General features: G+C 69.0%; 23 protein-coding genes. 13 read left to right on the top strand and 10 right to left on the bottom strand.

The window, feature by feature from the left end:
* Positions 1-169: 169 nt before the first annotated feature.
* From priS to DJ73_RS17710, 4 genes are read left to right on the top strand one after another with little or no spacing between them, the layout of a single operon-like run.
* A complete protein-coding gene (priS, locus tag DJ73_RS17725; RefSeq protein ID WP_094558638.1) occupies positions 170-1,333 on the top strand; it encodes a DNA primase small subunit PriS in 1,164 nt (387 codons plus the stop codon).
* Positions 1,330-2,400: a hypothetical protein gene (locus DJ73_RS17720; protein WP_094558637.1), complete on the top strand. Its 1,071-nt coding sequence runs from the start codon at positions 1,330-1,332 to the stop codon at positions 2,398-2,400. The genes priS and DJ73_RS17720 overlap by 4 nt, the downstream gene beginning before the upstream one ends.
* Positions 2,401-2,409: 9 nt before the next feature.
* Entirely contained in the window at positions 2,410-2,805 is a 396-nt protein-coding gene (locus tag DJ73_RS17715) for a DUF998 domain-containing protein (RefSeq protein ID WP_094558636.1), read from the top strand.
* Between the two features lie 25 nt (positions 2,806-2,830).
* Positions 2,831-4,075 (top strand): MBL fold metallo-hydrolase, encoded by a 1,245-nt coding sequence (locus DJ73_RS17710; protein ID WP_094558635.1) that lies wholly within the window; start codon positions 2,831-2,833, stop codon positions 4,073-4,075.
* A gap of 6 nt (positions 4,076-4,081) precedes the next feature.
* Here the strand turns inward: DJ73_RS17710 and DJ73_RS17705 are convergent, their stop codons facing one another.
* Both DJ73_RS17705 and DJ73_RS17700 read right to left on the bottom strand, forming a co-directional pair.
* Positions 4,082-4,945 carry a hypothetical protein gene (locus DJ73_RS17705; protein ID WP_094558634.1) on the bottom strand — a complete coding sequence of 288 codons (864 nt, stop codon included), beginning with the start codon at positions 4,943-4,945 and terminating at the stop codon, positions 4,082-4,084.
* Entirely contained in the window at positions 4,942-5,529 is a 588-nt protein-coding gene (locus tag DJ73_RS17700) for a transcriptional regulator (protein WP_094525088.1), read from the bottom strand. Before DJ73_RS17700 ends, DJ73_RS17705 begins: the two co-directional genes overlap by 4 nt.
* Before the next feature lie 449 nt (positions 5,530-5,978).
* On the opposite strand from DJ73_RS17700, the gene DJ73_RS21140 reads away from it, so the two are divergent.
* Both DJ73_RS21140 and DJ73_RS17690 read left to right on the top strand, forming a co-directional pair.
* Positions 5,979-6,728 (top strand): hypothetical protein, encoded by a 750-nt coding sequence (locus DJ73_RS21140; protein ID WP_254921706.1) that lies wholly within the window; start codon positions 5,979-5,981, stop codon positions 6,726-6,728.
* A gap of 27 nt (positions 6,729-6,755) precedes the next feature.
* Positions 6,756-7,406, top strand: coding sequence for a hypothetical protein (locus tag DJ73_RS17690; RefSeq protein ID WP_094558633.1), 651 nt, complete (start codon positions 6,756-6,758; stop codon positions 7,404-7,406).
* A 132-nt stretch (positions 7,407-7,538) separates the two neighbouring features.
* On the opposite strand, the gene DJ73_RS17685 is transcribed toward DJ73_RS17690, so the two are convergent.
* Complete coding sequence (locus DJ73_RS17685) at positions 7,539-7,796, bottom strand: hypothetical protein (RefSeq protein ID WP_094558632.1); 258 nt, start codon at positions 7,794-7,796, stop codon at positions 7,539-7,541.
* 150 nt (positions 7,797-7,946) lie between these two features.
* Here DJ73_RS17685 and DJ73_RS17680 point away from each other — a divergent pair, with 150 nt between their 5' ends.
* The 4 genes from DJ73_RS17680 to DJ73_RS17665 all read left to right on the top strand — a co-directional run bounded on the left by DJ73_RS17680 (position 7,947) and on the right by DJ73_RS17665 (position 11,130).
* On the top strand, positions 7,947-8,744 hold the full coding sequence (locus DJ73_RS17680; RefSeq protein WP_094525060.1) for an inositol monophosphatase: 798 nt from the start codon (positions 7,947-7,949) through the stop codon (positions 8,742-8,744).
* A 342-nt stretch (positions 8,745-9,086) separates the two neighbouring features.
* Entirely contained in the window at positions 9,087-9,617 is a 531-nt protein-coding gene (locus DJ73_RS17675) for a DUF5817 domain-containing protein (RefSeq protein ID WP_094558631.1), read from the top strand.
* An 83-nt stretch (positions 9,618-9,700) separates the two neighbouring features.
* Positions 9,701-10,714 carry a PGF-CTERM sorting domain-containing protein gene (locus tag DJ73_RS17670; RefSeq protein ID WP_094558630.1) on the top strand — a complete coding sequence of 338 codons (1,014 nt, stop codon included), beginning with the start codon at positions 9,701-9,703 and terminating at the stop codon, positions 10,712-10,714.
* The gene (locus DJ73_RS17665) at positions 10,711-11,130 is read left to right on the top strand and encodes a hypothetical protein (RefSeq protein WP_094525063.1); all 420 of its coding nucleotides are present in this window, start codon (positions 10,711-10,713) and stop codon (positions 11,128-11,130) included. The genes DJ73_RS17670 and DJ73_RS17665 overlap by 4 nt, the downstream gene beginning before the upstream one ends.
* A gap of 49 nt (positions 11,131-11,179) precedes the next feature.
* On the opposite strand, the gene DJ73_RS17660 is transcribed toward DJ73_RS17665, so the two are convergent.
* Together DJ73_RS17660 and DJ73_RS17655 are read right to left on the bottom strand one after the other, a co-directional pair.
* Positions 11,180-11,551 carry a hypothetical protein gene (locus DJ73_RS17660; protein ID WP_094558629.1) on the bottom strand — a complete coding sequence of 124 codons (372 nt, stop codon included), beginning with the start codon at positions 11,549-11,551 and terminating at the stop codon, positions 11,180-11,182.
* Between the two features lie 108 nt (positions 11,552-11,659).
* Entirely contained in the window at positions 11,660-12,502 is an 843-nt protein-coding gene (locus DJ73_RS17655) for a cytochrome B (RefSeq protein ID WP_094558628.1), read from the bottom strand.
* 254 nt (positions 12,503-12,756) lie between these two features.
* Between DJ73_RS17655 and ppc the strand changes: the two genes are divergently transcribed.
* Positions 12,757-15,459 carry a phosphoenolpyruvate carboxylase gene (gene ppc, locus DJ73_RS17650; RefSeq protein ID WP_094558627.1) on the top strand — a complete coding sequence of 901 codons (2,703 nt, stop codon included), beginning with the start codon at positions 12,757-12,759 and terminating at the stop codon, positions 15,457-15,459.
* Between the two features lie 297 nt (positions 15,460-15,756).
* Here the strand turns inward: ppc and DJ73_RS17645 are convergent, their stop codons facing one another.
* The 4 genes from DJ73_RS17645 to DJ73_RS17630 form a co-directional block, all read right to left on the bottom strand.
* Positions 15,757-16,212, bottom strand: coding sequence for a 30S ribosomal protein S19e (locus DJ73_RS17645; protein WP_094525094.1), 456 nt, complete (start codon positions 16,210-16,212; stop codon positions 15,757-15,759).
* Positions 16,213-16,347: 135 nt separating this feature from the next.
* Positions 16,348-17,691 (bottom strand): hydroxymethylglutaryl-CoA synthase, encoded by a 1,344-nt coding sequence (hmgB, locus tag DJ73_RS17640; RefSeq protein WP_094558626.1) that lies wholly within the window; start codon positions 17,689-17,691, stop codon positions 16,348-16,350.
* Between the two features lie 186 nt (positions 17,692-17,877).
* The gene (locus DJ73_RS17635; protein WP_094558625.1) at positions 17,878-19,170 is read right to left on the bottom strand and encodes a hypothetical protein; all 1,293 of its coding nucleotides are present in this window, start codon (positions 19,168-19,170) and stop codon (positions 17,878-17,880) included.
* A gap of 82 nt (positions 19,171-19,252) precedes the next feature.
* Positions 19,253-19,447 (bottom strand): hypothetical protein, encoded by a 195-nt coding sequence (locus tag DJ73_RS17630; RefSeq protein WP_094525097.1) that lies wholly within the window; start codon positions 19,445-19,447, stop codon positions 19,253-19,255.
* A gap of 187 nt (positions 19,448-19,634) precedes the next feature.
* On the opposite strand from DJ73_RS17630, the gene DJ73_RS17625 reads away from it, so the two are divergent.
* Positions 19,635-20,360 (top strand): nucleoside phosphorylase, encoded by a 726-nt coding sequence (locus DJ73_RS17625; protein ID WP_094558624.1) that lies wholly within the window; start codon positions 19,635-19,637, stop codon positions 20,358-20,360.
* 34 nt (positions 20,361-20,394) lie between these two features.
* Here DJ73_RS17625 and DJ73_RS17620 read toward each other — a convergent pair whose 3' ends face one another.
* Complete coding sequence (locus DJ73_RS17620; protein WP_094525099.1) at positions 20,395-20,844, bottom strand: UPF0179 family protein; 450 nt, start codon at positions 20,842-20,844, stop codon at positions 20,395-20,397.
* Between the two features lie 131 nt (positions 20,845-20,975).
* On the opposite strand from DJ73_RS17620, the gene DJ73_RS17615 reads away from it, so the two are divergent.
* Positions 20,976-21,697: tRNA(Met) cytidine acetyltransferase TmcA domain-containing protein (locus DJ73_RS17615; RefSeq protein ID WP_141212990.1), on the top strand; the 722-nt coding region annotated here is incomplete at its 3' end.

Below are 21,697 nucleotides of genomic sequence, written 5' to 3'. Positions count from 1 at the left end.
CCCGCCGCCTCCCTCGCGCACGCACCTCGCGGCCGCCGAGGGCGGCCGCTCGGCGGCGCGCGCCTTCCGCACTGCCGAGGCTCTAGTTATAAATAGTCGGCGTCGGCCGCGGCGGAACCGGTCCGCGAACGATACGTTGATACGTCGACCGCCGGTAGCAGACGAGACGATGGACGACCGGACGCGCGAGTACCTGAATGGGCGGTTCGGCGACTACTACCGCCGTGCCTCGCCGTCGCTCCCGCCGGACGCGAACCTGCGCGAGTGGGGCCACATCCCGTGGACGCCCGGCTCCGGGACGACGATGGTCCGCCACCAGTCGCTGTTCGACCTCGGCGACATCGACACGTTCTTCGCGGACAACGCGCCCCGGCACGCCTACTTCTCGGCCGCGCGCTACGACGACCCCGGCGCCTCGACGATGTCGAAGAAGGGGTGGCGCTCCGCCGACCTGATCTTCGATCTCGACGCCGACCACCTCCCGGGAGTCGACCCCGAGACCACCTCGTACCCGGAGATGCTCGCGGAGTGCAAGGAGGCCCTCCTGCGGCTGCTCGACTTCCTCGACGACGACTTCGCCTTCGACGACCTCACCGTCGTCTTCTCCGGCGGGCGCGGCTACCACGTCCACGTCCGCGACGAGAGCGTGCGGGGGCTCGACAGCGAGGCGCGCCGAGAGATCGTCGACTACGTGCGCGCGATCGACCTCGACACGGAGGGCCTGATCCGGACGGTCTCCGAGCGCGGCACGACGAAGCGCGTGCTCCGCACCGAGGGCGGGTGGGGCGCCCGCGTCCACGAGGCGCTCGTCGAGTACGCCGACGACCTCCGCGACATGGACGAGGACGCGGCCCGCGAGCGCCTCATGGAGCTGGACGGGATCGGCGAAGGGCGCGCGGAGACGATCCTCGGCGCGTTCGACCGCAACCCGACCGCCGTCCGCGAGGGCAACGTCGAGGCCGGCGGCCCGGGCGTGCGCCGGCTCGTCTCCGCGCTGGCGTCGCGCGCGGCCGCGACCGACACCGCCCCGATCGACGAGCCGGTCACCACCGACACGCGGCGGCTCATCCGGCTTCCGGGGACGCTCCACGGCGGCTCCGGGCTCGTCGTCACGCCGATCGAGCGCGACGACCTCGCCGACTTCGACCCGCTTCGGGACGCGGTGCCAGACCGGTTCGTCGGCCGCGAGATCCGGATCGAGAGCGACGTCGATCGGACGGTAGAATTAAACGGCGAGCGCGTTAGAGTTGAATCCGGTAGAAACACCGTTCCCGAGTTCGCCGGGGTCTTCCTCATGGCCCGCGGCGAAGCCCGGAAGGCACCCGAACAATGAACCTCGACGAGCTCAGATCGGCCCAAGCGAAGGAACGCCGCAAGGACAGCCTCCAGCACCTGCGGGACTCCTTCTACGACGACGTGGCCGCCTACGTCGCCGACCTGCGCGCGGCCCGCGACCGCCGCGCCGAACAGGTCGACAAGCCGTTCTCCGACGACGACGTCCGCCGCCTCTCCGACGAGGTCGAGACGGCCGAGGAGGTCGCCGAGGCGCTGTACGAGCGCCGCGTCGGCAAGGTCGTCAAGCTCGCGTCGTTCGCCGCGGCCGACATGCCGGTCGACGCTGACGGCATGACGACCGAGGAGCGGAAGCTGTTCGACGACCTCGTCGACCGCATCGGTGAGAACAAATCGCGCGTGCTCGACGTGCTCTCCGGCGAGGTGTCGGTGGACCAGTCCGCGTCCGGATCGGCGTCCGGAACGGGGTCCGAGCTCGAACCGGCGTCCGCGCCCGACGGTGCCCGGGCGGAGCGGGGGCCGACGGAGAGCGCCGCGCCCGACGCTCCCGAGGAGCCGGCGCCGCCCGCGCCGGACCCGGAGCCCGCCGATCGGTCGAACCCCATCGAACAGGCGGACGCGGCCGAAGACGAGTCTGGCGGGGTCGCCGACGCGCTCGCCGGCGCCATGGGCGGCGGGGACGACGAGGTCGCCGACGCGCTCGACGCGACGCCCGGCGAGACGGCGGAGTCGTCCGACTTGCCCCCGACCGATGCGCCGGAGCGCAACGCGAGCGACGTCGCCGGCGACGGCGCCACCACCGACGGCGGCCCGACCGCGGTCCCGCCGGAGCCCGCGCCGCCCGGAGCGCCCGGCGGCGACGGACGCGCGACCGCGGGCGACGTCGACTCGACCGACGAGACGGGCGCGTCTCCCGGAGCCGACCCGGCTGACTCGGCCGATTCGGTCGACGACGACCGCGCGACCGTTCGGATCACCCGCGACGTCGGCGCCATCTTCGGCGTCGACGAGCGGGAGTACGACCTCGCGAGCGAGGACGTCGTGAGCCTCCCCGTCGAGAACGCGGCGCCCCTCGTCGAGCGGGACGCCGCGGAGCGGCTCGACTGACCCCCGTCGATGGTCGGTGACGCCGCGGGCGGCGTCTCGGACGCCGAGACGACCGCCCGAGTCCGGGCCCTCGGCGCGACGGCGACGCTCCTCGCGCTCGCGGGCATCGCGGCCGCTGTCCTCCTCGACCCGACGTTCTCGTGGACGAGCGACGCGCTCTCCGATCTGGGGGTCCGCGATCCGAGCGCGCCCGTCTTCAACGGAGGGCTGATCCTCGGCGGCGCCGTCGGCGTCGGGTACGCGGTCGAACTCGGGCGGGCGCTCGGCGGTCGGACCGGCGCGCTCGTGCTCGCGGCGTGGGTGTGGCTCCTCGGGCCGGCGCCGGTCCTCGGAGCGGTCGCGGCGCGGTTCGACGGCGTCGGGGGCGACGGTAACACCGGATGCAGCGAGACCGACGAGCACTAACGCCGCGGGCGGCTATCGATCGGCAATGGAGGTCGAGTTCCTCGGCGGCGCCCGCGAGGTCGGTCGGAGCGCGGTCCTCGTCGACGGCGCGCTGCTCCTCGACTACGGCCTGTTGACCGCGGACCCCCCGCAGTACCCGGTCCGCGACCCCGAGCCCGACGCGGTCGTCGTCTCGCACGGGCACCTCGACCACGCCGGCGCGGTGCCGGCCCTGCTGAAGGGCGACCGGCGGCCGGCGGTCCACTGGACGCCGCCGACCGCGGACCTGACGCGAACGCTCGCGCGCGACACGCTCAAACTCCACGGCAACAGCCCGCTGTGTCCCTTCTCCGAGGAGCACGTCGCGCGGGTCGGCGAGGTCGAGGAGCGACACGCCTACCGAGAGCCGTTCCCCGTCGAGGCGGGGGGGACGGAGTACGAGGTGACGCTGTTCGACGCGGGACACATCCCGGGGTCCGCGCACGTGGTCGTCGACGACGGCGACGACCGACTGCTGTACACCGGCGACTTCCACACCGACGACCAGCGGCTCGTGTCGGGGACGACGGCGCGGCCCGACGCCGACGCCGTGATCTGCGAGTCGACGTACGCGGACGTGACCCACGAGGACCGCCGCGCGGTGGAGGACCGCTGGGCCGAGAGCACGGAGACGACGATCTGGGAGGGCGGGACCGTCGTCGCGCCGGCGTTCGCGATCGGGCGGACGCAGGAGATCATGCTCGTCGCCGAGGCGAACGGCCTCACCCCCTACGTCGACGGGATGGGGGTCGAGGTGACGCGGCTCGTCCGGCGGTATCCCGAGTTCCTGCGCGACCCCGAGGCGCTCCGCCGCGCCAAGGGCGCCGCGCGCTTCGTCACCGGCCGCGACGGCCAGCGCGAGCGGATCGCCGCCGACAACGAGCTGATAATCACCACGTCGGGGATGCTCGCGGGCGGTCCGGTCCACTCGTACCTCCCGAAGATCCGGGGCAGCCCGGCGAACCTCGTGACGCTGACGGGGTATCAGGTCGAGGGGACGCCGGGCCGCGAGCTCCAGGAACACGGGCGGCTCGAGATAAACGGCCAGGTGCGTCCCGTCAGCGCCAGGGTGGAGTCGTACGACTTCTCCGCGCACGCCGATCGCGAGGGACTGGAGTCGTTCCTCGAGTCGTACCGCGGCGCGCGGGTGCTGGTGAACCACGGCGACCGCTGCGAGGCGTTCGCCGAGGACCTCCGCGCGGACGGGTTCGACGCGAGCGCGCCCGAGATCGGGGAGCGGGTGGAGCTGTAGAAGCGGTCAGTCGTCGCTTTCGTCGACGACGGACGTGTTCGACACGGTCGCGGCGTCCAGCGGGCCCGCGCGTTCGACCCCGTCTCCCGCGCTCGGACTGGCGTGTTTCTCCCCGTCCCATCCGGGATGGAAGTAGGCGACGCCCCGGTTCGGGAACTCGACGGCCGCCACGCGCTCGTTCGACGCGTCGGGGAGCTGCGGCCGAACGGGGTTCGAGGTGTTCAGGCGGTCGACCGTCACGGACCGTATCGGTCCCTCGGGGCCGCCCTCGCCCGGATTCGCCGCCGTGAGCCAGACGGTCGCCTCGACGGTCGCGTTCCGCCCTTCCACGTCGACGAACGCGTTTCCGACGCCCGTGTACCGGACTCCCGTCACCGTCGGTCCCGTCGGCACGCAGGTCACGGTGTGGGTGCGGTCCAGCGAGACGCTGACCCCGCCGCCGTTCGCGTCGGCCTCGAAGGCGAGCGGGACCGCCTCTCGCTCCGGACAGCGCAGCGTGACGTCGACCGCGGCGGCGCTCCCCCGCTCCAGCGACGAGGGCGGCTCGACCGACTCGATCGTCGCGTCCGTCGCTCCGGGGTCCGCGATCGAGACGTCGACGTCGAACTGGCCGAGGTCGCCGCCGAACCGGTTCCGGTACTCGACGACCGGCACGGACTCGCCGTCGCGGACCTCGTCGGCGAGCGGCTCGTAGCCCAGGTACGCGCTCGCATCGTCCGTCACGTTGACCGCGAGCCCGCGGTCGGCCTCCATCGCGGTGAATCCCACGGTGCCGATCACCAGCCCGACGGCCGCCGCGAGTACGAGCACGAGGCTCAGCGTCCGGAGGGCGCTCGCGTCGGCCGTCGGCGTCCGGGCGGTCGCGCTCATGTGCCCTCGGAGAGCTCGGGCGGTTTCTCGGAGTTCCCGAGGCGCGCTCGGCGGCCGACGACGCGGTGGGCGGCGGCGGAGATCCCGAAGGCGGTGGCGGTGAACGCCCCCACGTCGATCGCGTCGAGCCCCGCGAACCCCGGCGTTCCGGTCGCGACGGCGGCGAGGAGCGAGACGGCGACGCCCGCGAGCCCGACGTAGTAGAGGCTCCACGGGATCTCCCGGCTGCGGAGGACCTCGACGTAGATGTCGAGTTCCTCCAGCTCGGGCGTCGGCTCGACGAGGTTCGCCTCCTCGTCGACCGTCACCACGTTCTTCTCCTCCAGCTTCGGGAGGTGCGTGCGCCGGAGCGTGCTGTACACGTTCCGGCGGTCCTCGTACCGGACCGCCTCCGGGTCGACGTCGCGCTCCCACGCGGTGACGTGCACGGAGAGCTCGGCGACGTCGATCGGCTCCTCCGCGCGCTTGAGCGCGTGGATGACGAAGCGGCGCCGCCTGTTCGACAGCACCTCGAAGACCTCGTCCTCGGACAGTTCACCTCCGTTTCGGCTCGATTCGTTCGTCGTGGCAGCGGTCGATGTCATCGATGTGAGCACCCTGGTTCCCCGCCGGCGGATCTCCCTCCTCGAACCGGCGATTTTCGCTTGTAACGTGTGCGAGATACTACCATAAATGAGTAGGATAGTTAACCTGTCAATGTCTGTTTTCTGTTAGGAACAGGCGATGATCGGCGGTCAGACGGGCGACACCTGAATCCGGTACGAACGTCCGACCGGATCTTCAGGGAGTCGTTGAACGTCTAATCCACTCCCTGAAGCGAATTAGGAGCTCTTTATCGATGTTTCGGGGCGACGCGCGACGGGCGACGAGGAGCGCCCGAAGCGCATCGAGCCGCGCGAGTCACGCAACGAGGAGTGGATGCAAACATGTCGAGAATATCATAACGAAGTACCACCACCCGTATGTGTTATCCAAGCACTCCCGGTCCGGACGCCCGGGCTGCGGGGGTGCGCCAACACAGGTGAGATACGACATGGAACGACGCAAATTCGTGATCGGTCTGGGTGCATTGGCTTCGGGAGCAGCGGCCGCGACGGGTACTGGGGCGTTTACCGCCGCGGAACTCGACGGTCGAGAAGCAAACATCGGTGTCGTCAACGACAGCAACGGCCTCATCGGACTCCAGTCTGGGACCAGCGAATACGTCACCAACAGCGGGGGTAGTGGCGGTAACGAGCTGATGATCGACTTCGATCCGGATGACGACGGAACCGGTATCAACCCTGACTCTACGTATCAGGTCGGTGGGCTCGGTGAGTTCGATTCCGGCAACGTTGACTACGTTCCCGGTGACCCGACCGCGAGCCCGTCTGTCGGCGACGTCGCCATCGATACGGACACCAGCATCGAAACTGAGCACGCGTTCAAGGTGATGAATCAGACGAACAGTACGAAACAGATCGAAGTCACCTATGACCCGAATTCATCATTCCCGTCCGGTGCTCGACTCTACTTGGTTGCGTACTACGAGGAAGGAGACGATGACGGTAATTCCTCGCAGGAAGAAGGACTCGTGGTCGGAGACGTAACGAACGGTGACAACCCGAAAGCGGCTAGTATCATATTCGCTGACCAGCAATACTCTGACCCCGTCGGAGCAGGAGACGAATTCTACGTCACAATTATTGTTGACGTGGATGAGGTCAGTTCCAGCACTGATCTCGGTGGTTCTCTCACCGTCCGCGCAGGGAGCCACGACGACTTCACCAACGCCGACTCATAAACCGGACTCCGACACAGGTACGTTATTATGAACCGACGCGACGTCGTGGTCGGACTGGGAGCGCTTGTCGGTACGGGAGCCACGGCTTCCGGCACCGGTGCGTTCGGTGCCGCAGAGGTCTCCCGGCGGGCGGAGATCGACGTCGTCGACGACAGCGACGGGTTAGTCGGATTGGTCGCGAACGAAGCGGTCGCGGGCGTCCGGATGAGCACCGGTGGCGAACTGACGGTCTCGATCGGTGACGGCGATCCCGGAGTGAACGTCAGTTCGGTGTACCAGTTCGGAGCGTTCGTTTCCGACGACGACATCGACGGTATCACGGGTGACACGTTCTCCGCGGTCACGGACGACGACCCCGCAGATATGAGCGACGGCCAGGACTCGCTCGAATCCGCGTTCGTCGTCGTGAATCAGTCCGCCGAGGACCTTTCCGTCGCGATCGACTTCGAGCTGAGAGACGACATCGACGGGAACACCGAGTACGCCTTCGAGCTACAGTCCTCGCAAGGCGGCGCCGGCGCACGGGAGGGTCTCGCGACGAGTCCGATCACCGGCCGGCTCACCGCCCAGCTGGCCACCGGCGAGTCGATCGGCGTCTCGTTCATCATCAACGCGCTGGACGGAACGACGGCGGACGAGATTTCCGGGAGCCTGAGCGTCTCCGCGACGGCCGTATAGCGGCCGTCCTCTTTATCGACGATCAGGAAGGCCGTTCAACTGGTTCATGGGTGCCGAAAAGCGTCGAGTAGCGACTATCGGAGAGCGCGACCGAAGGAACGAGTACGAGGCCGACCGGAATCGAGGTATCGCTTACTTCCCGCCGTCGGTGTACGCCCAGTCGTCGAGCACGCGCTCGGCGGTCGCGTCCGCCTCGGCCGGCGTGACCCGATTGCCGGCGACGACTTCGTCGGCGAGGTCGCAGGCGAGGTCGTACACGGCCGCGCCGTCGGCGCGCTCGGCGACGCGCTCGAACGTCGGCCGGTAGCCGGCGGCCGTCCGCTGTCCGGTCTCGTCGAGGGAGGCGTCGATGGCGTACTCGAGCTGACGGACCGCTTCTGCTGGTTCCATACACACGTGATCGCGTGCTTCGCACTTAAGTATACTCGGATTCAGAATTGAGTTAATACTCTCGCGGCGACCGGGCCTCCGCGGCGGCGGAGCCGCGGGACCGGGGTCGTCGATCGACGTTTATAGGCGTCGTGGCGCCCCAGAACGTTCATGACCGACGCAGACGAGCGCGCGGCCGTCGCGGAGCGCGCGGCGCGAGCGGGCGGCCGCGTGGCGCACGACCACTTCCGGAGCGACATCGCCGTCGAGAGCAAGGGCGAGGACGACGTGGTGACGGAGGCCGACCGGGCCGCCCAGCGCACCGTGATCGAGTCGATCCGCGACTCGTTCCCGGACGACGCGTTCGTCGGCGAAGAGGAGGACGAGCGCAAGACCGTCCCCGACGAGGGCGCGTCGTGGGTGATCGACCCCATCGACGGCACGCACAACTACGTCCGGGACATCCGGATGTGGGGCACCGCAGTCGCGGCCGTCGTCGACGGCGAGCCGGTCGCGGCCGCGACGGTCTGCCCCGCGCTCGGCGACGTGTACACCGCCGACGGCGACGGGGCGTACCGCAACGGCGACCCGATCGCGGTCAACGACGTCGCCGACCCGCACCGGGCCGCCGTCAGCCCGACGCTGTGGTGGGACCACGACGCGCGCGACGAGTACGCCGCCGCCTGCGAGGCGATCGTCCGGCGGTTCGCCGACATGCGCCGGTTCGGCGCCGCGCAGGTCGTTCTCCCCACCGTCGCCGCGGGCGGGCTGGAAGGCGTGGTCTCGAACCTGCGGGCGAACCCCTGGGACTCGGTCGGCGGGGTCTTCATGATCCGACAGGCCGGCGGGCGCGTCACCGACCTGGAGGGGAACCGCTGGCGACACGACTCGACGGGGCTCGTCGCCTCGAACGGGAGCCTCCACGACGAGGTGCTCGCCGCCGCGCGCGAGATCGAGGATTTGGACTGAGGCCGGTTGCTTATAAATAATCGAAGCGGTGGCGCGCGCCTCCGAGCGGGCCGATGGCCCGCGAGGAGCGCGTGCGAGGGAGTCGGACCGGCGCGACCGCGCCGGTCCGACGAGGCTGGGGAGGCGTGAGGCTGCGGTGCGGTGCGGGGTGGGACTCAAAGGGGCAGCCGGGAGGGCGAAGCACGGCGACGGAAGCACCGCAGGAACGAGCGCAGCGAGTGACGAGGAGCGCACCGAGCCGCGCGAACCCTCCCGGCTGGGGCTTTGGAGGCGTTCACCGGTGATCCAGTATCGATCACGTACAGCCGAGGGTTCAAATCCGACGCCGCCGAACGCCGCGACATGTACGCGGTCGTCGGCTGCAACGAGTGCGCGGCCATGTGGCTCCTCTCTGACCCCCGGACCAGCGACAGCGCGACCTGCCCGCGCTGCGGGAAGACGCACCGGACGGCGAAGCTCAAGCGGTTCTTCGAGTCTGAGGACCGGGCGGCGGCCCGCGAGGCCCGGGCCGCCCTGCTCGCGAAGAAGCGGGACGAGAGCGCGGCGTTCGCCGAGATCGACCACGTCTCGGAGCTCGAACACGCCGTCGACGACGCCGGGGTCGGCGACCGGGAGTACCTCGAGGCGAGCGGGATCGACGCCGACGCCGTCGACGAGGCCGGCGCCCGCGCCGAGGGCGGCGGGTCGAGTTCGCGGACGCGGACCGAACTCGTCCGCGACGCGGTCGAGGCCGCCGCGGAGCCGACCGAGGAGAACGTCGTCGCGCACGCGAGCGAGCGCGGCGTCCCCGCCGAGACGGCCCGCGAGATCCTGACGAGGCTGACCCGACGGGGAGAGCTCTCCGAGTCGCGGGGCCGGTACAGGGTGGTGTGAACCGGCCGCGGCGGCGGTCGGCGACGCGGTCGAGCGGTCCGAACTCGACAAAGCACTTATATCGCCGGTTTGACGTTCGGCGTATGGACACGCGAACTGCCCTCCTGGCGGCCGCGGCCGCGGTGCTCGTCGTGAGCGCGGTCGGGGTCGTCGCCGCGCCGGACGCCCTCGACGATCCCCGCGAGGAGAACGAGCGCCCCGGCGACGTCCGTATCGCCGGCATCGTCGTGTCGCCGGGCGAGGTGCGCGGCGAGACGGCCGAACTCCGGCTCGGCGTCGATCTCCGGCACCGGGGGCCGGCCGTCGAGAACGTCACCGTGCGCCACCGCGCGATCGGCGCCGACTCGGGACTGCTCGTCGACGAGACGACGGTCGACATCGGCGAGGTCGACGGCGGCGGCGAGCGGACGATCAACGGCTCCGTCGACGTGGAGCGCGCGGGCGGCTACCGGATCGAAACCGCCGTGTTCGCCGACGGCGAGCGCGTCGAGACGCGGACGACCCGCGTCGGCGGCGTGGCCGCGCTCACGCCCGACTACGCCGACACGCGGGTCGGATTCACCGACGGGAACGTCTGGCCGACGGTCGCGGTGAGCGTGCGCGAGGCGGACAACGCCACCGCGACGCTGTCGGTCTCGGTCTCGGTGACCAACCGCGGCGACGCGGCCTCCGACCCCCTCGATCTCCGGCTGTTGATGCGGCAGGCCGAGTCGAACGTGATCGCCGACGAGGCCCGGGAGACCGTCGGGTCGGTCCGGCCCGGCAGGACCGAAACGGTGACGACCACCGTCGAGGTGCCCGCGAACTACAACTACTACGTCGACGCCGCGCTGTGGAGCGACGACGTCCTCATCGACGAGACGCAGGGCGTCGCCAACCTGAACCCGCGAGAGACGATCGACGCCGACGAGAGCGTCGAGGAGGTGGAGTTCTCGGTGGAGGACTTCGCGGACGGCGGTGCGGGCGGCGACGACGGCGCCGACGGTGAGCGGCCCCGCGACGACGGGAGCACCGACGACGGCACGCCGGGCTTCGGCCCGGTCGCCGCGCTCGCCGCGCTCCTCGCGGCGGCGCTGTACGCCCGGAGGCGGCCATGACCGACGACGAGCGCCCCGGCCCGGCGGAGGGCGAACGGACGACCGAATTCGACGACGACCGACCCGCGACCGACCGCGACGACGACCGACCCGCGACTCAACCCATGACCGACACCGACGACGACACGACCGAACCGGGCGAACCGATCGCGGCAGCCGGATCGAGCGACGAGGGGATCGGGCGGCTTCCGACCGAGCGCCTCCGCGGGATCCTCGACCGCGTCGGCCTCGCGGCGCTCGTGCTCCTGGCGCTGATCGCCGGGTGGGGCTTCTACAGCCAGACGGGCGTCGCGATCCGGACGTGGCTCGATTCGGCCTACCAGCCGATCGCGCTGGCGGCGTTCAACCTCGCGATACTCCTGATCGCGCTCGCCGGCGTGGCCCACCAGCTCTCGCGCATCCGGGCGAACGAGTAGTCGAGACGTCGGGCGGTCCCGGCTCGACGGGTCACGGGCCCGTCGCGCCCTACTCCTCCGGCAGGTCGTCCGTGCTGGCGGGGATCCGCTCCACCTGCCCCGCGAGCGTCGCCGCGTCGCCGGCGACAGTGGAGGCCTCGACGCCGGCCTCGTTCGCGACCAGTCGCACGTGCGCCGCGAGCAGCGCGAGCGCGCGGAGCCCCTCGCCCTCGGGGCCCTCGTCGGCCCGCTGCGCGAACGTCGTGTCGACCTCGCCGTCGCGGACGACGCCGACGTGAACCGCCTCGACGTCGTCGCCGTCGAGGAGCGCGCGGGCGCGGTCGAGTTCGGCGGCGAACGCGTCGCCGCCGGCGGTCTCGTCGCCGGCGGACGCGCCGTCGCCGGACGGGGTCCCGTCAGCGGGCGTCGTGTCGTCGCTCATGGAGGGACGTACGCGGAGCCGAGGCAAAAGCGCGGCGTTCGCGCACCCGTGAGCGCTGCTGAACGGGAGCGTCGAAGCGCGAAAAGCGGCGGCGCGCGGGGTGAGGCGTTACTCGTCGGGGCGCGGACGGGCGATGAACAGCGCCTCCTCGAGCGTGAACGGGTCGTACACCGACTGGTGGCAGACGCAGTAGGTCCCGTTCTCGGCGTCGTACCGGGCGGACTCCTCTAACACCTTGTAGTCGGGAATACAGCAGAAGTGCGTGCAGACGTTGAGGTACGCGATGAACCCCTGGTCGGTGGAGGCCTCGAGCCACTCGTCGTCGGAGTTCGCGACGGCCTCTTCGATCCGCGGCGAGCGGATGACGATCGCGTTCAGGTTCGTCTCGGCGTCCTCGGACCGCCACGTGACCGAGGCCGGCTTCCCGACGCCGTCGTCGCCGATCCCGTTGCCCCACGTGTCGTAGTTTCCGAAGTCGTCGACGTGGATCTTATCGCCGGCCTCGTACGTCTCGTCCTGCCAGTCGTACTTCCCGGGGGCGGCGCGGAACAGGTTGTCCGACTCGAAGTCGGGCGCGATGTTCTCCTGGGACTCGACGCCGCAGTACTGGAACCACTCGCCGGAGTACGTCTTCCCGCCGAGGTCCTGCTGTGCGACCTGGATCTCCTGTCCCTCCTGCGTGACCGTCGTCGTCTCGGGCCAGATGCCCTCGATGTATCCGTCGTCGGTCACCTGCAGGGGAATCTGCGGGAGCCCGCGCGGCGCCGGACCGCCGGTCTTCGCGATCGTCGTCGCGACCGTCGAACCGCCGCCGACCCCACCGGCGGTGGTCAGCGTGTTCACGGTCGCCGACCCCATCGCCCCGACGCCCGCGAGGGCCGCGCCCCCGACGACGCCCTTGACGAAGCGCCGCCGGCCGGACTCGGCCGGATACTTGTCGGACTTACTCATACGCGAGGTTCGGGATGGATCGGTAAAAAGGGTGACGAACCGGCCACCGAAGCGGCGGATCGGTCGGCCCGACCCGAAGCGGCTCGTCCGGCCGAGCGGAATCGACCGATCCGAACCGATCCGCTCCCCCGAGTGTCGCGACGGACGACCGCTCGCCCGATCGGCGCACGATCGATCGGGATATTCACTCGGAGCCGAGGCAAACATTCGTTCAGACATCGCCTTTAACCCGCGGCGACGGGTGTAACTGTGGTATGGAGTTGCACAATCGAGACGTACGGACGGACGTCCGGGAGCTCGGCGCGCTCGTGGGGGACGTCCTCTCCGCACAGGCCTCCACGGAAGCGTACGAGACGGTGGAAGACCTCCGGAACGCGTCGATCCGATACCGCCGCGGCGACGCGGAGAGCCGGGCCGGGCTCCACGAGTCAGTCGACGGGCTCTCGTCGAACCGCGAGGAGATCGTCGCCCGCGCGTTCACCACCTACTTCGAACTGATCAACCTCGCCGAGGAGCGCGAGCGCGTCCGCGCCATTCGGAACGCCGACGACGAGGGCGCCCTCCACGACTCCTTCGAGGCCACCGTCGAGGAGTTCGCGGAGCAGGGAGTCGAACCCGAGGAGCTACGCGAGCTGCTGGAGGACGTGCTCATCGAGCCCACCTTCACCGCCCACCCGACCGAGGCCCGCCGGGCGACGGTGAAGGCGAAGCTCCGGTCGATCGCTAACCACCTTGAGGAGCTCGACGAGCGCAACCTCACCGAGCGTGAGCGAAACGCGATCTGGCGCGACGTCACCGCCGAGGTGACGAGCCTCTGGGGCACCCGACAGGTTCGCCAGCGCCGCCCGGAGCCCGAAGACGAGGCCCGAAACGTCGGCTGGTACCTGGAGAACACCCTCTTCGATGTCGTCGGCGACGCCTACGAGGAGTTCGAGGAAACCATTTCGAGCGAGTACGACGACATCGACTGTCCGAAGCTCTTCGAGTTCCGCTCGTGGGCGGGGTCGGACCGCGACGGCAACCCCTTCGTGACGCCCGAGGTCACCGACGAGACGCTCGAACGGCAGCGGTCGGTCGCCATCGAAAAGTACCGTGACCGGTGTAAGCGGCTCTCCGCCGTGTTGAGCCAAGACGGCGAACGGTACGCGATCGACGACCGGCTCACGGAGTCGCTCGCGGCCGACGCCGAGCGCTTCCCGACCGTCGTCGAGGAGGCCCGCGAGCGCTACCCCGACGAGCCGTACCGCCAGAAGCTCCGCCTGATGCGCGAGCGACTCGACCGCGTCGACGACGTGCGCCCCGGTGAGTACCCCGACGGCGACGCGTTCCTCGCCGACCTCGACGTCATCGCCGAGTCGCTCCGGGCCGACGGGCAGGACGCGGTCCGCGAGTCGTTCGTCGAGCCGCTCCGCCGACAGGTGGACACGTTCGGCTTCACGCTCGCCTCGCTCGACCTCCGCGACCACCGCGAGAACCACACCGAGGCCGTCGCCGAGGCGGTCGCCAGCGAGGGCGTCGACTACCGCGGGATGGACGAGGACGCGCGAGAGGAGTTCCTCACCGAAGCGATCCTCCAGGACGACCCCGTCGTCGACACCGACGAACCGGGCGACATCTCCGACACGACGGAGCGCGTGCTGGAGCGGTTCAGCGAGCTCGCCGAGTGGCAAGACGAGTACGGCCAGCAGGCGATCGACACCTACTGCATCTCGATGACGGAGGAGCCGAGCCACGTGCTGGAGGTCCTGTTCTTGGCCGACCAGGTCGGCGCCGTCTCGCTGCCGGACCACTGCGGGCTCGACGTCGTCCCACTGTTGGAGACCGAGTCCGCGCTCAACGGCGCCGAGCGCATCCTCGGGGCGCTGTTCGACAACGAGGCGTACGCGACCGCGCTGGAGGTCCGCGGGGACCTGCAGGAGGTGATGCTCGGCTACTCCGACTCCAACAAGGAGAACGGGTTCCTCGCCGCGAACTGGGACCTCTACGAGAACCAGCGCCGGATCGCGCGGTTCTGCCGCGAGGAGGACGTCACGCTCCGGCTGTTCCACGGGCGGGGCGGCTCCATCTCCCGCGGCGGCGGCCCGATGAACGAGGCGCTGCTCGCGCTGCCGAACGAGACCGTCACCGGACAGGTGAAGTTCACCGAGCAGGGCGAGGCGATCGCCGAGAAGTACGCCAACCCGCGGATCGCCGAGCGCGAGCTCGAGCAGATGCTCGACGCGCAGATCCGCGCCCGCCACGAGGCCAACGAGGAGCCCACGGAGGACGTCCCCGAGGCGTGGGTCGACGCGATGGAGACGATGGCGCCCGCGGCCCGCGAGACGTACCGCGACCTGCTGAACACCGACGGGTTCGTCTCCTACTTCGGACAGGCGACCCCCATCTCCGTCGTCGAGGACCTCAACCTCGGCTCGCGGCCCGCCTCTCGCTCCGGCGAACGCACCGTCGAGGACCTGCGCGCCATTCCGTGGGTGTTCTCGTGGACGCAGACGCGGCTCATCCTCCCCGGCTGGTACTCGCTCGCCTCCGGCATCGACGCCTACCTCGACGAGGTCGGCGAGGAGGCGGGGCTCGAAACGCTCCGCGAGATGTACGACGAGTGGCCGTTCTTCCGCACGACCCTCGACAACGCCGGCCTCGCGCTCGCCCGCACGGAGCCGGAGATCGCCGCCGAGTACGCCGACCTCGCCGACGACGAACTCCGCGAGCGCTTCTTCCCCGAGCTCATCGGCGAGTACGAGCGCGGGCGCGAGCTCGTCTTGGCGATCAGCGGTCGCGACCAGCTCCTCCGCCGCGAGTGGCTCGAGGAGAGCCTCGACCGTCGGAACCCCTACGTCGACCCGCTGAACCTGCTGCAGGCGAACCTGCTCGGACGGACCCACCGGACGGAGGAAGAGGAGCGCACCCTCCGGCTCACCGTCAACGGTATCGCCGCCGGGATGAAGAACACGGGATAGCGCGTCGTCGACTCGCCGGCGGGCCGTCTACTCTTTTCCGCCGTTCAGACCGATAGCCGCCGCTTCGACGAACCGGTCGCGATGACATCGAGGGGGTAGCTCCAATGACGATTAGAGATTTCGTATAGCGTTATTCAATATATTGCTTCGGATACGGGGCAAACCGCATCGAGCATCAACACGCGGTAGGCGGCGCTCTCCGGCCTGATGTCGGGATCTGAACCAGAACGAGGAGCTGAACGAGTATCGCGAGCCGTCGCTCGGCGGGGCGAACGGAGCGAAAAGGCGAATCGCTATCTACGCGTAGCGCTCGAGTTCCGGGCGGTCGAGGTCCTCGAAGACCTCTGCGGCGACTTCGGAGAGGAACGCTTCGCCCTCGTCGGAGACGCGGCGGCCCTCGCCGGCGGCGGTCGTGACGAGCCCCTCCTCTTCGAGGGCCTGCAGCGACGCGCGGATCAGCTTGCGGGAGCCGGCGGAGTGGCGGCCCGGTCGAACGATGTACCGGTTCGAACCGCGTTTCTTCGAGCCGTACTCGGTGGCGAGCCGCTCGATGCCGATCGGCTCGTTCTGGGCGACCTTCCGGAGGAGGCTCGCGGAGCGCACGTACCAGAAGTCCTCCTGCTCCGGCGGGAGCTCCTTGCCCGAACCGCTCTTGGCGAACTCGACCCACTCGGGCTCGTCGATCCGGTCCTCGAGTCGCGCGGCGACCTCCTCGATGAGGGCGTCGGCCGGCACGTCGTAGATGGTTACCATTGAGTACCGATTCACCCTAGCGTCGTTTAAAACCATCGTATCGGGAGAGTCCCGTGGTAGCCGTTTTCACGGGGTTGCGGCCCTCTACCGGGTCCTCGGCCGACGGGACCGAAGGCGGGCCGCGGCCGGGACGCGCTACTCGACGTACTCGTACTTGCGCTCGTTCATCCGACCCCAACCGGTGAAGACGAACTCCCCGTCCGGCTGGGTGAACTCCTCGATCTCGCGTTCCACGTCCATGTCGTACTCGTGGACGTCGTGGACGTCCTCGTACTCGTCCCACGTGAGGTCGTAGCGGGCCGCGAGCTGAACGTCGATGTCGAGGCCCTCGATCTCCGCGCGCCACCCCTCTCGGACCGTCTCCGCGTGGATCTCCGCCTGCGCGCCGGAGCCGTATGAGGCGACGAGCAGCGTCTCGTCCACGAACGAGCGGTCGAGCGCCAGGGCGTCGCGCAGCGCGCTGACGCGGGCGATGTGGACCGAGCTCGTGTACCAGTTCCCGACCTCCCGAGAGAGGCCCAGCGTGGGCTCCACGACGGTGTCGTACCACGTCTGGTACTGCTCCGTCGTCTTCAGGTCGTCCATGTAGTCCCTGATGGCCCCCTCGTACGCCTCGCGGTCCGCGAAGTCGTCCTCGCGGGGTTGGCGGCCGATCTCCGCGGCGAGCTCGTCCTCGTACTCGGTGTCGCGGATGACGTGCCGGTACGCGAGCAGGGCCGCCTTCCGGACCATGCCCGGGAACGGCGTGTGGAACGGGGCGTACGCGAAGTCGTCGAGCTCGATGTCGTCGGTGACGGACTCGTAGTCTTCGAGCGCCTCCCGCATCCGGGCGAGATACACCTGCACGGAGCGTTTCCCGTCGACGCTGGGGAACTGCTGGTTCGGCTTCAGGAAGTCCGTCTCGTCTTTCGAGCCGTACCCCTGGTCGGTCGAGAGCGCGACGATCGAGGGGTCCTCGTCGATCAGCATCGCGACGGCGCCGGCCCCCTGCGTCGCCTCGCCGGGGTCGCCCCGGGCGTACAGCGCGGTGTCCGTCGTGATGACGAGCGCGGGCCGATTGCGGTTCCGCCCGGCGCGGATCCAGTTGTACGCGTCGTCTATCGCCTGCGTCCCCGCCAGACAGGCGAACTTGCGCTCGCCCTTATTGGCGTGGGTGAAGTCGCCGTCGTACACCTGCTCCAGACAGCCCGCGATGTACGTCGACACCGGCTTCGAGTGGTCGAACGCCGACTCCGTGGCGACGTCGATCCGGCCGACGTCTTCGGGCTCTAGCCCCTTGCGGTCCATCAGCCCCTTCGCGGCGTTCGCGCCCATCGTGACGATGTCCTCGTAGACGTCCGGGAACGAGGAGTTGTTGAGCCCGAGCCCCTTCGTGTACTTCTCCGGGTCGTCGCCCTTCTGCGGCGCGAACGTGCCGGGCAAGTCGAGCTTGAGCTTTCCGGTCCAGATCTCGACGGCGTCGATGCCGACTTCGGTCATACACGGTCGTTCATTGGGCCGGCATTTGGGTTTGTCGATGGGTGTTTACGTCGATTGTGGAACCCACTCCGATTTTACCGGTGTTGTACTGAGATTTTTATTTGTATCTGACGATTCTTCTGTTGTGTAATATAATAAACAATCAGCTGTTAGGTTATTTCACTAATTCTTGTACGCGAGGCGGGCCTAGCCACCGCCACCGCCACTATCGGAGAACGTGTCAGTGGCACTCCCCCCGTCGCTTCGGCTGAACGTAACACTATATTCACCTTTGTCGCCATTAGAGTAGGCTACGCTGGTAACTTCCAATTGAATTTGCTCACCTGGAGAAATGTCTTGATTAGCAGTGTATCTGACCACTGCAGCGTTAGTATTCTTTGTCGTAAATTGAACACTTCCTTTATTTTCTGATCCTCCAACCAAGTTGACACTAGAGGAACCGTAATTAAAGTCGCCTTGTTGTGCAGCACTCAGATCGATAGTAACGGATTCACCACTTGAGAGAGTACTGTTTACTGTGAATGTCAGATTTTGATCACCCGACCCGTTGTTTTTCGGCAGATCAAAGGCTTCTACAGCCGTAAAGCCTTGAGGTTGAGCAGATCCACCACCGTCGCCACCGTCAGCTCCACCATTGCCTCCCCCGGCATCGTCGGAATTCTGAGTCGGTTCTTCCGGAGCTTCCCCCACACCAACCGTATCCACGGTCAGGTTCTCGGCGGTCGTATTGAGCGTCAGATTGTAAACGTCGTCCTCATTCGCGTCGTCAGTAATCCCGCCATAGACCTCGCTATCGGTCGGGAGATCGGTCTTGGTCTCCCAGTCGTTCTCACTCAACCGCGTCGGAAGAGTCACCGTGAGGTTACCGTCGGGAAGCGTCTCGGTAACGTTCTCTGCCGGGCGAAATTCGAGCGTCACCCGACCGGTCCCGCTCCGGCGGAACTCGTTCTGGAGGGCCACGACCTGTACCCCTCCTTCGGAATCGACGAGTTCCTGATCTTCGATCACCGCGATTCCGCCTCCCTCGTCGCGGGCGTCGACGTAGAGCACGGAAGCGTCGTACCACGTCGGCGACTGGTCGATCTCGTTGTAGCCCGGCCGGTACTGGAGGAACCTCGTCGGGACGGTCTCGATCACCGTACCGTTGGACTCGTACGCGATTGTAATCGGATACGACTGGGTCGTCCGTATCGACCCGGCCGGTGATGGTGGATTGATCGCGAATATGCGGGTGGGATAGGTCGTACCCAGCCGAACCGTCTGATACTGCGGCCGATCGGTACTCCCTGCCTGCAGAATCCCCGCCCTCAGCTCGACGAGGTCGTTCCGAACCTCCTCGAAGTGCTGGAACTCGACCTGTCCGTTCTGCTGCGGGACCACCTGCACCTGATACAGCGAGAGCGCTAAGATCAGGAACCCGAACAGGATCACGGTCCCGATCACGACCGACTGGCCCCGACGGTCGCGACTGAAGCGCATTACGAGATATCGAATCCGGACGCGTATAAAAGCCTCCGCCCGGCGTCTCAGTTGCGATAACCGCCGCCGCGACGTGGGTGACTCAGTCCTCGCCTGCCCCGCGCCGCTCGGTGAACCACGCCGAGGCGGCGGCCACGACGCTCGCGAAGCCGCCGACCAGCACGGCCTGCGTCCAGTTGGCCCCGAGGAGGAACCCCGTGACCAGCGTGACGAGCGCGAAGGCGATCACGACGGCGACGATCGTCGAACCGGTGGCGTCGGTGGCCGAATCGGTCATACCCGGATCTGCCGCGGCCGAGCGATAAACCGGCCGATCGCCCGAGCGTGGCGGGTCGGTCGAGACGCGTAGAACGAGGGCTCCGGGTGCGTGATAAATATCATGTCGCGATATCAAATCGGCTTCGCGGCGCGAACCCCGCCGCCCGACCGGTCCGTTTTTGCGCGCGGCGCGTGGACCCGCTCGCATGGCGAAACAGCCGCACCTGCTGGTCGAGGAGGGCGACGTCCACGAGATCGCGATCATCCCGGGCGACCCGGGCCGCGTCGACCGGATCGCCGACCGGTGCGACGACAGCGAGCTCGTCGCGCAGAACCGCGAGTACAAGATCGTCAACGCGAGCTACGAGGGGACCGACCTCACGATCTGCTCGACCGGGATCGGCTGCCCGTCGGCCGCGATCGCCGTCGAGGAGCTCTCGCGCGTCGGCGTCGAGACGTTCCTCCGCTGTGGCACCTGCGGCGCCCTGCAGGCCGACATGGAGGTCGGCGACATGGTGGTCGCGACCGGAGCGGCCAAAGAGGAGGGGACGAGCAAGCGCTACGAGTCGGCGAACTACCCCGCCGTCCCGGACTACGACGCGCTGCGCGAGCTCGTCGACGCCGCCGAAGACAACGGCGAGGACGTCCACGTCGGCCCGATCGTCTCCGACGACGCCTTCTACAACGAGAGCGACGAGTACGTCGACGACTGGAACGACGCGAACCTGCTCGCGATCGAGATGGAGGCCGCGACCGTCTTCTCGCTGGCGCGCCGCAAGGGGCTGCGGGCCGGCGCGATCTGCACCGTCGACGGCAACCTCGTCGCCGGCAGCCAGAAGGGCGCGGACTCGGACGACGAGCTCCCGGAGAAGGCCAAGGACAACGTCGAGCGCGCGATCCTGATCACCCTGAACGCGGTCACCGCGCTGTAAGAGGGCCGCGCATCTGGGGCCGCGGACGCCGCGATTACTCGTCTTCCGCCCGGAACTCCACCAGCGTCAGGTCCCGGTCGAGCGCGCAGGTGTCGTGCGGCGGCTCGCCGAGCACCTGATCGATCACGCGCTCGTCGTCGAAGTCCGCGCCGTCGGGGACGCAGTACCCGTGGCTCGGGCACTCGGTGTGGGGGCACGGCCCGGCGAGCGAGACGCGACTGCCGGCGTACGCCTGTTTCGACGGGACGTTCGCGGGGACCGGGGCGGGCTCGACCTCGACCGCCCGGACGCCGGTGTCGTGGACGGCGCAGTCGAGCGTCTGCGCGTTCTCGCGGATCCCCGTCACGCGGTACCGGGTGCCCTCGGAGAGGTTGAGACACTGGCTCCGGTACGGGCAGCCCTCGCAGGCGGGCGACTCCCCCTCGTAGACGAACTCGCGTCCCGTGTCCGCGAGTCGCGTTCCGATGAGCGTGACCGTGGTCATGGTCGACACGAGGCCCCGCGACGCCGTAAGCCTCCCGCCTCGCCGGGGACGTCGGTGGTTCCGGGCCACCGCGTCCGGGCGGACCGGAGGGCAAGACACATCCCCGGCCCCCGGCAACGACGACCGAACGAATGATCGCGGGGCTCGCGCGGGACGCGAAACGGGAGGCCGAGGCGGCGAACGAGCGGCGGGTCCTCGCGCTCGCCGGCGACCGCGATCGCGGGATCGACGCGGCCTACACCGCGATCGAGGCGATCGGCGGCGAGCGCAACGGCGCGTCGACCGCCGTCGTCTCGACCCGCGAGGGGTTCCGGTTCGAGGAGCACCGCCCGCGGAACGCTGACGAACTGCTCGGAGGCACCCGCGAGGTCGTCGTCCTCGACTGCCACGAGCGGTTCGTCCCGAACGCGCTCGGCCGGTGCGTCGGCGCGGTCGACGGCGGCGGACTCCTGATCCTCCTGACGCCGACGCTCGACGACTGGCCCGGGATCCGCGACCGCTTCGACGAGTCGCTGGCGGTCCCGCCGTACGGCGTCGACGACGTGACGGGGCGGTTCCGCGAGCGGTTCGTCGGGACCTTGCGCGCGCATCCGGGGATCGCCGTCGTCTCGCTCGGCGCCGACGGGCCCGAGGGGGACGTCCTCGATCGCGACGGGCTGACTGGCGGGGCCGCGGTCGCGGAAGGAGCGAGGGCGGGATCCGAACCGGGCGCCGGACCGACCGTCCCGCCGAACGCGACGTTCCCCGCCGCGGCGTACGAGGCGTGTCTCACGGTCGATCAGGCTCGGGCGGTGAGGGCGTTCGAGTCGCTCGCGACTCCGGGCAACGCGGTCGTCGTCGAGGCCGACCGCGG

Source organism: Halorubrum sp. Ea1 (assembly GCF_002252965.1).
Taxonomy (GTDB): Archaea; Halobacteriota; Halobacteria; order Halobacteriales; family Haloferacaceae; genus Halorubrum.
The sequence above is the reverse complement of the archived record's forward strand: the minus strand, read 5'-3'. Positions and strand labels throughout refer to the sequence as shown.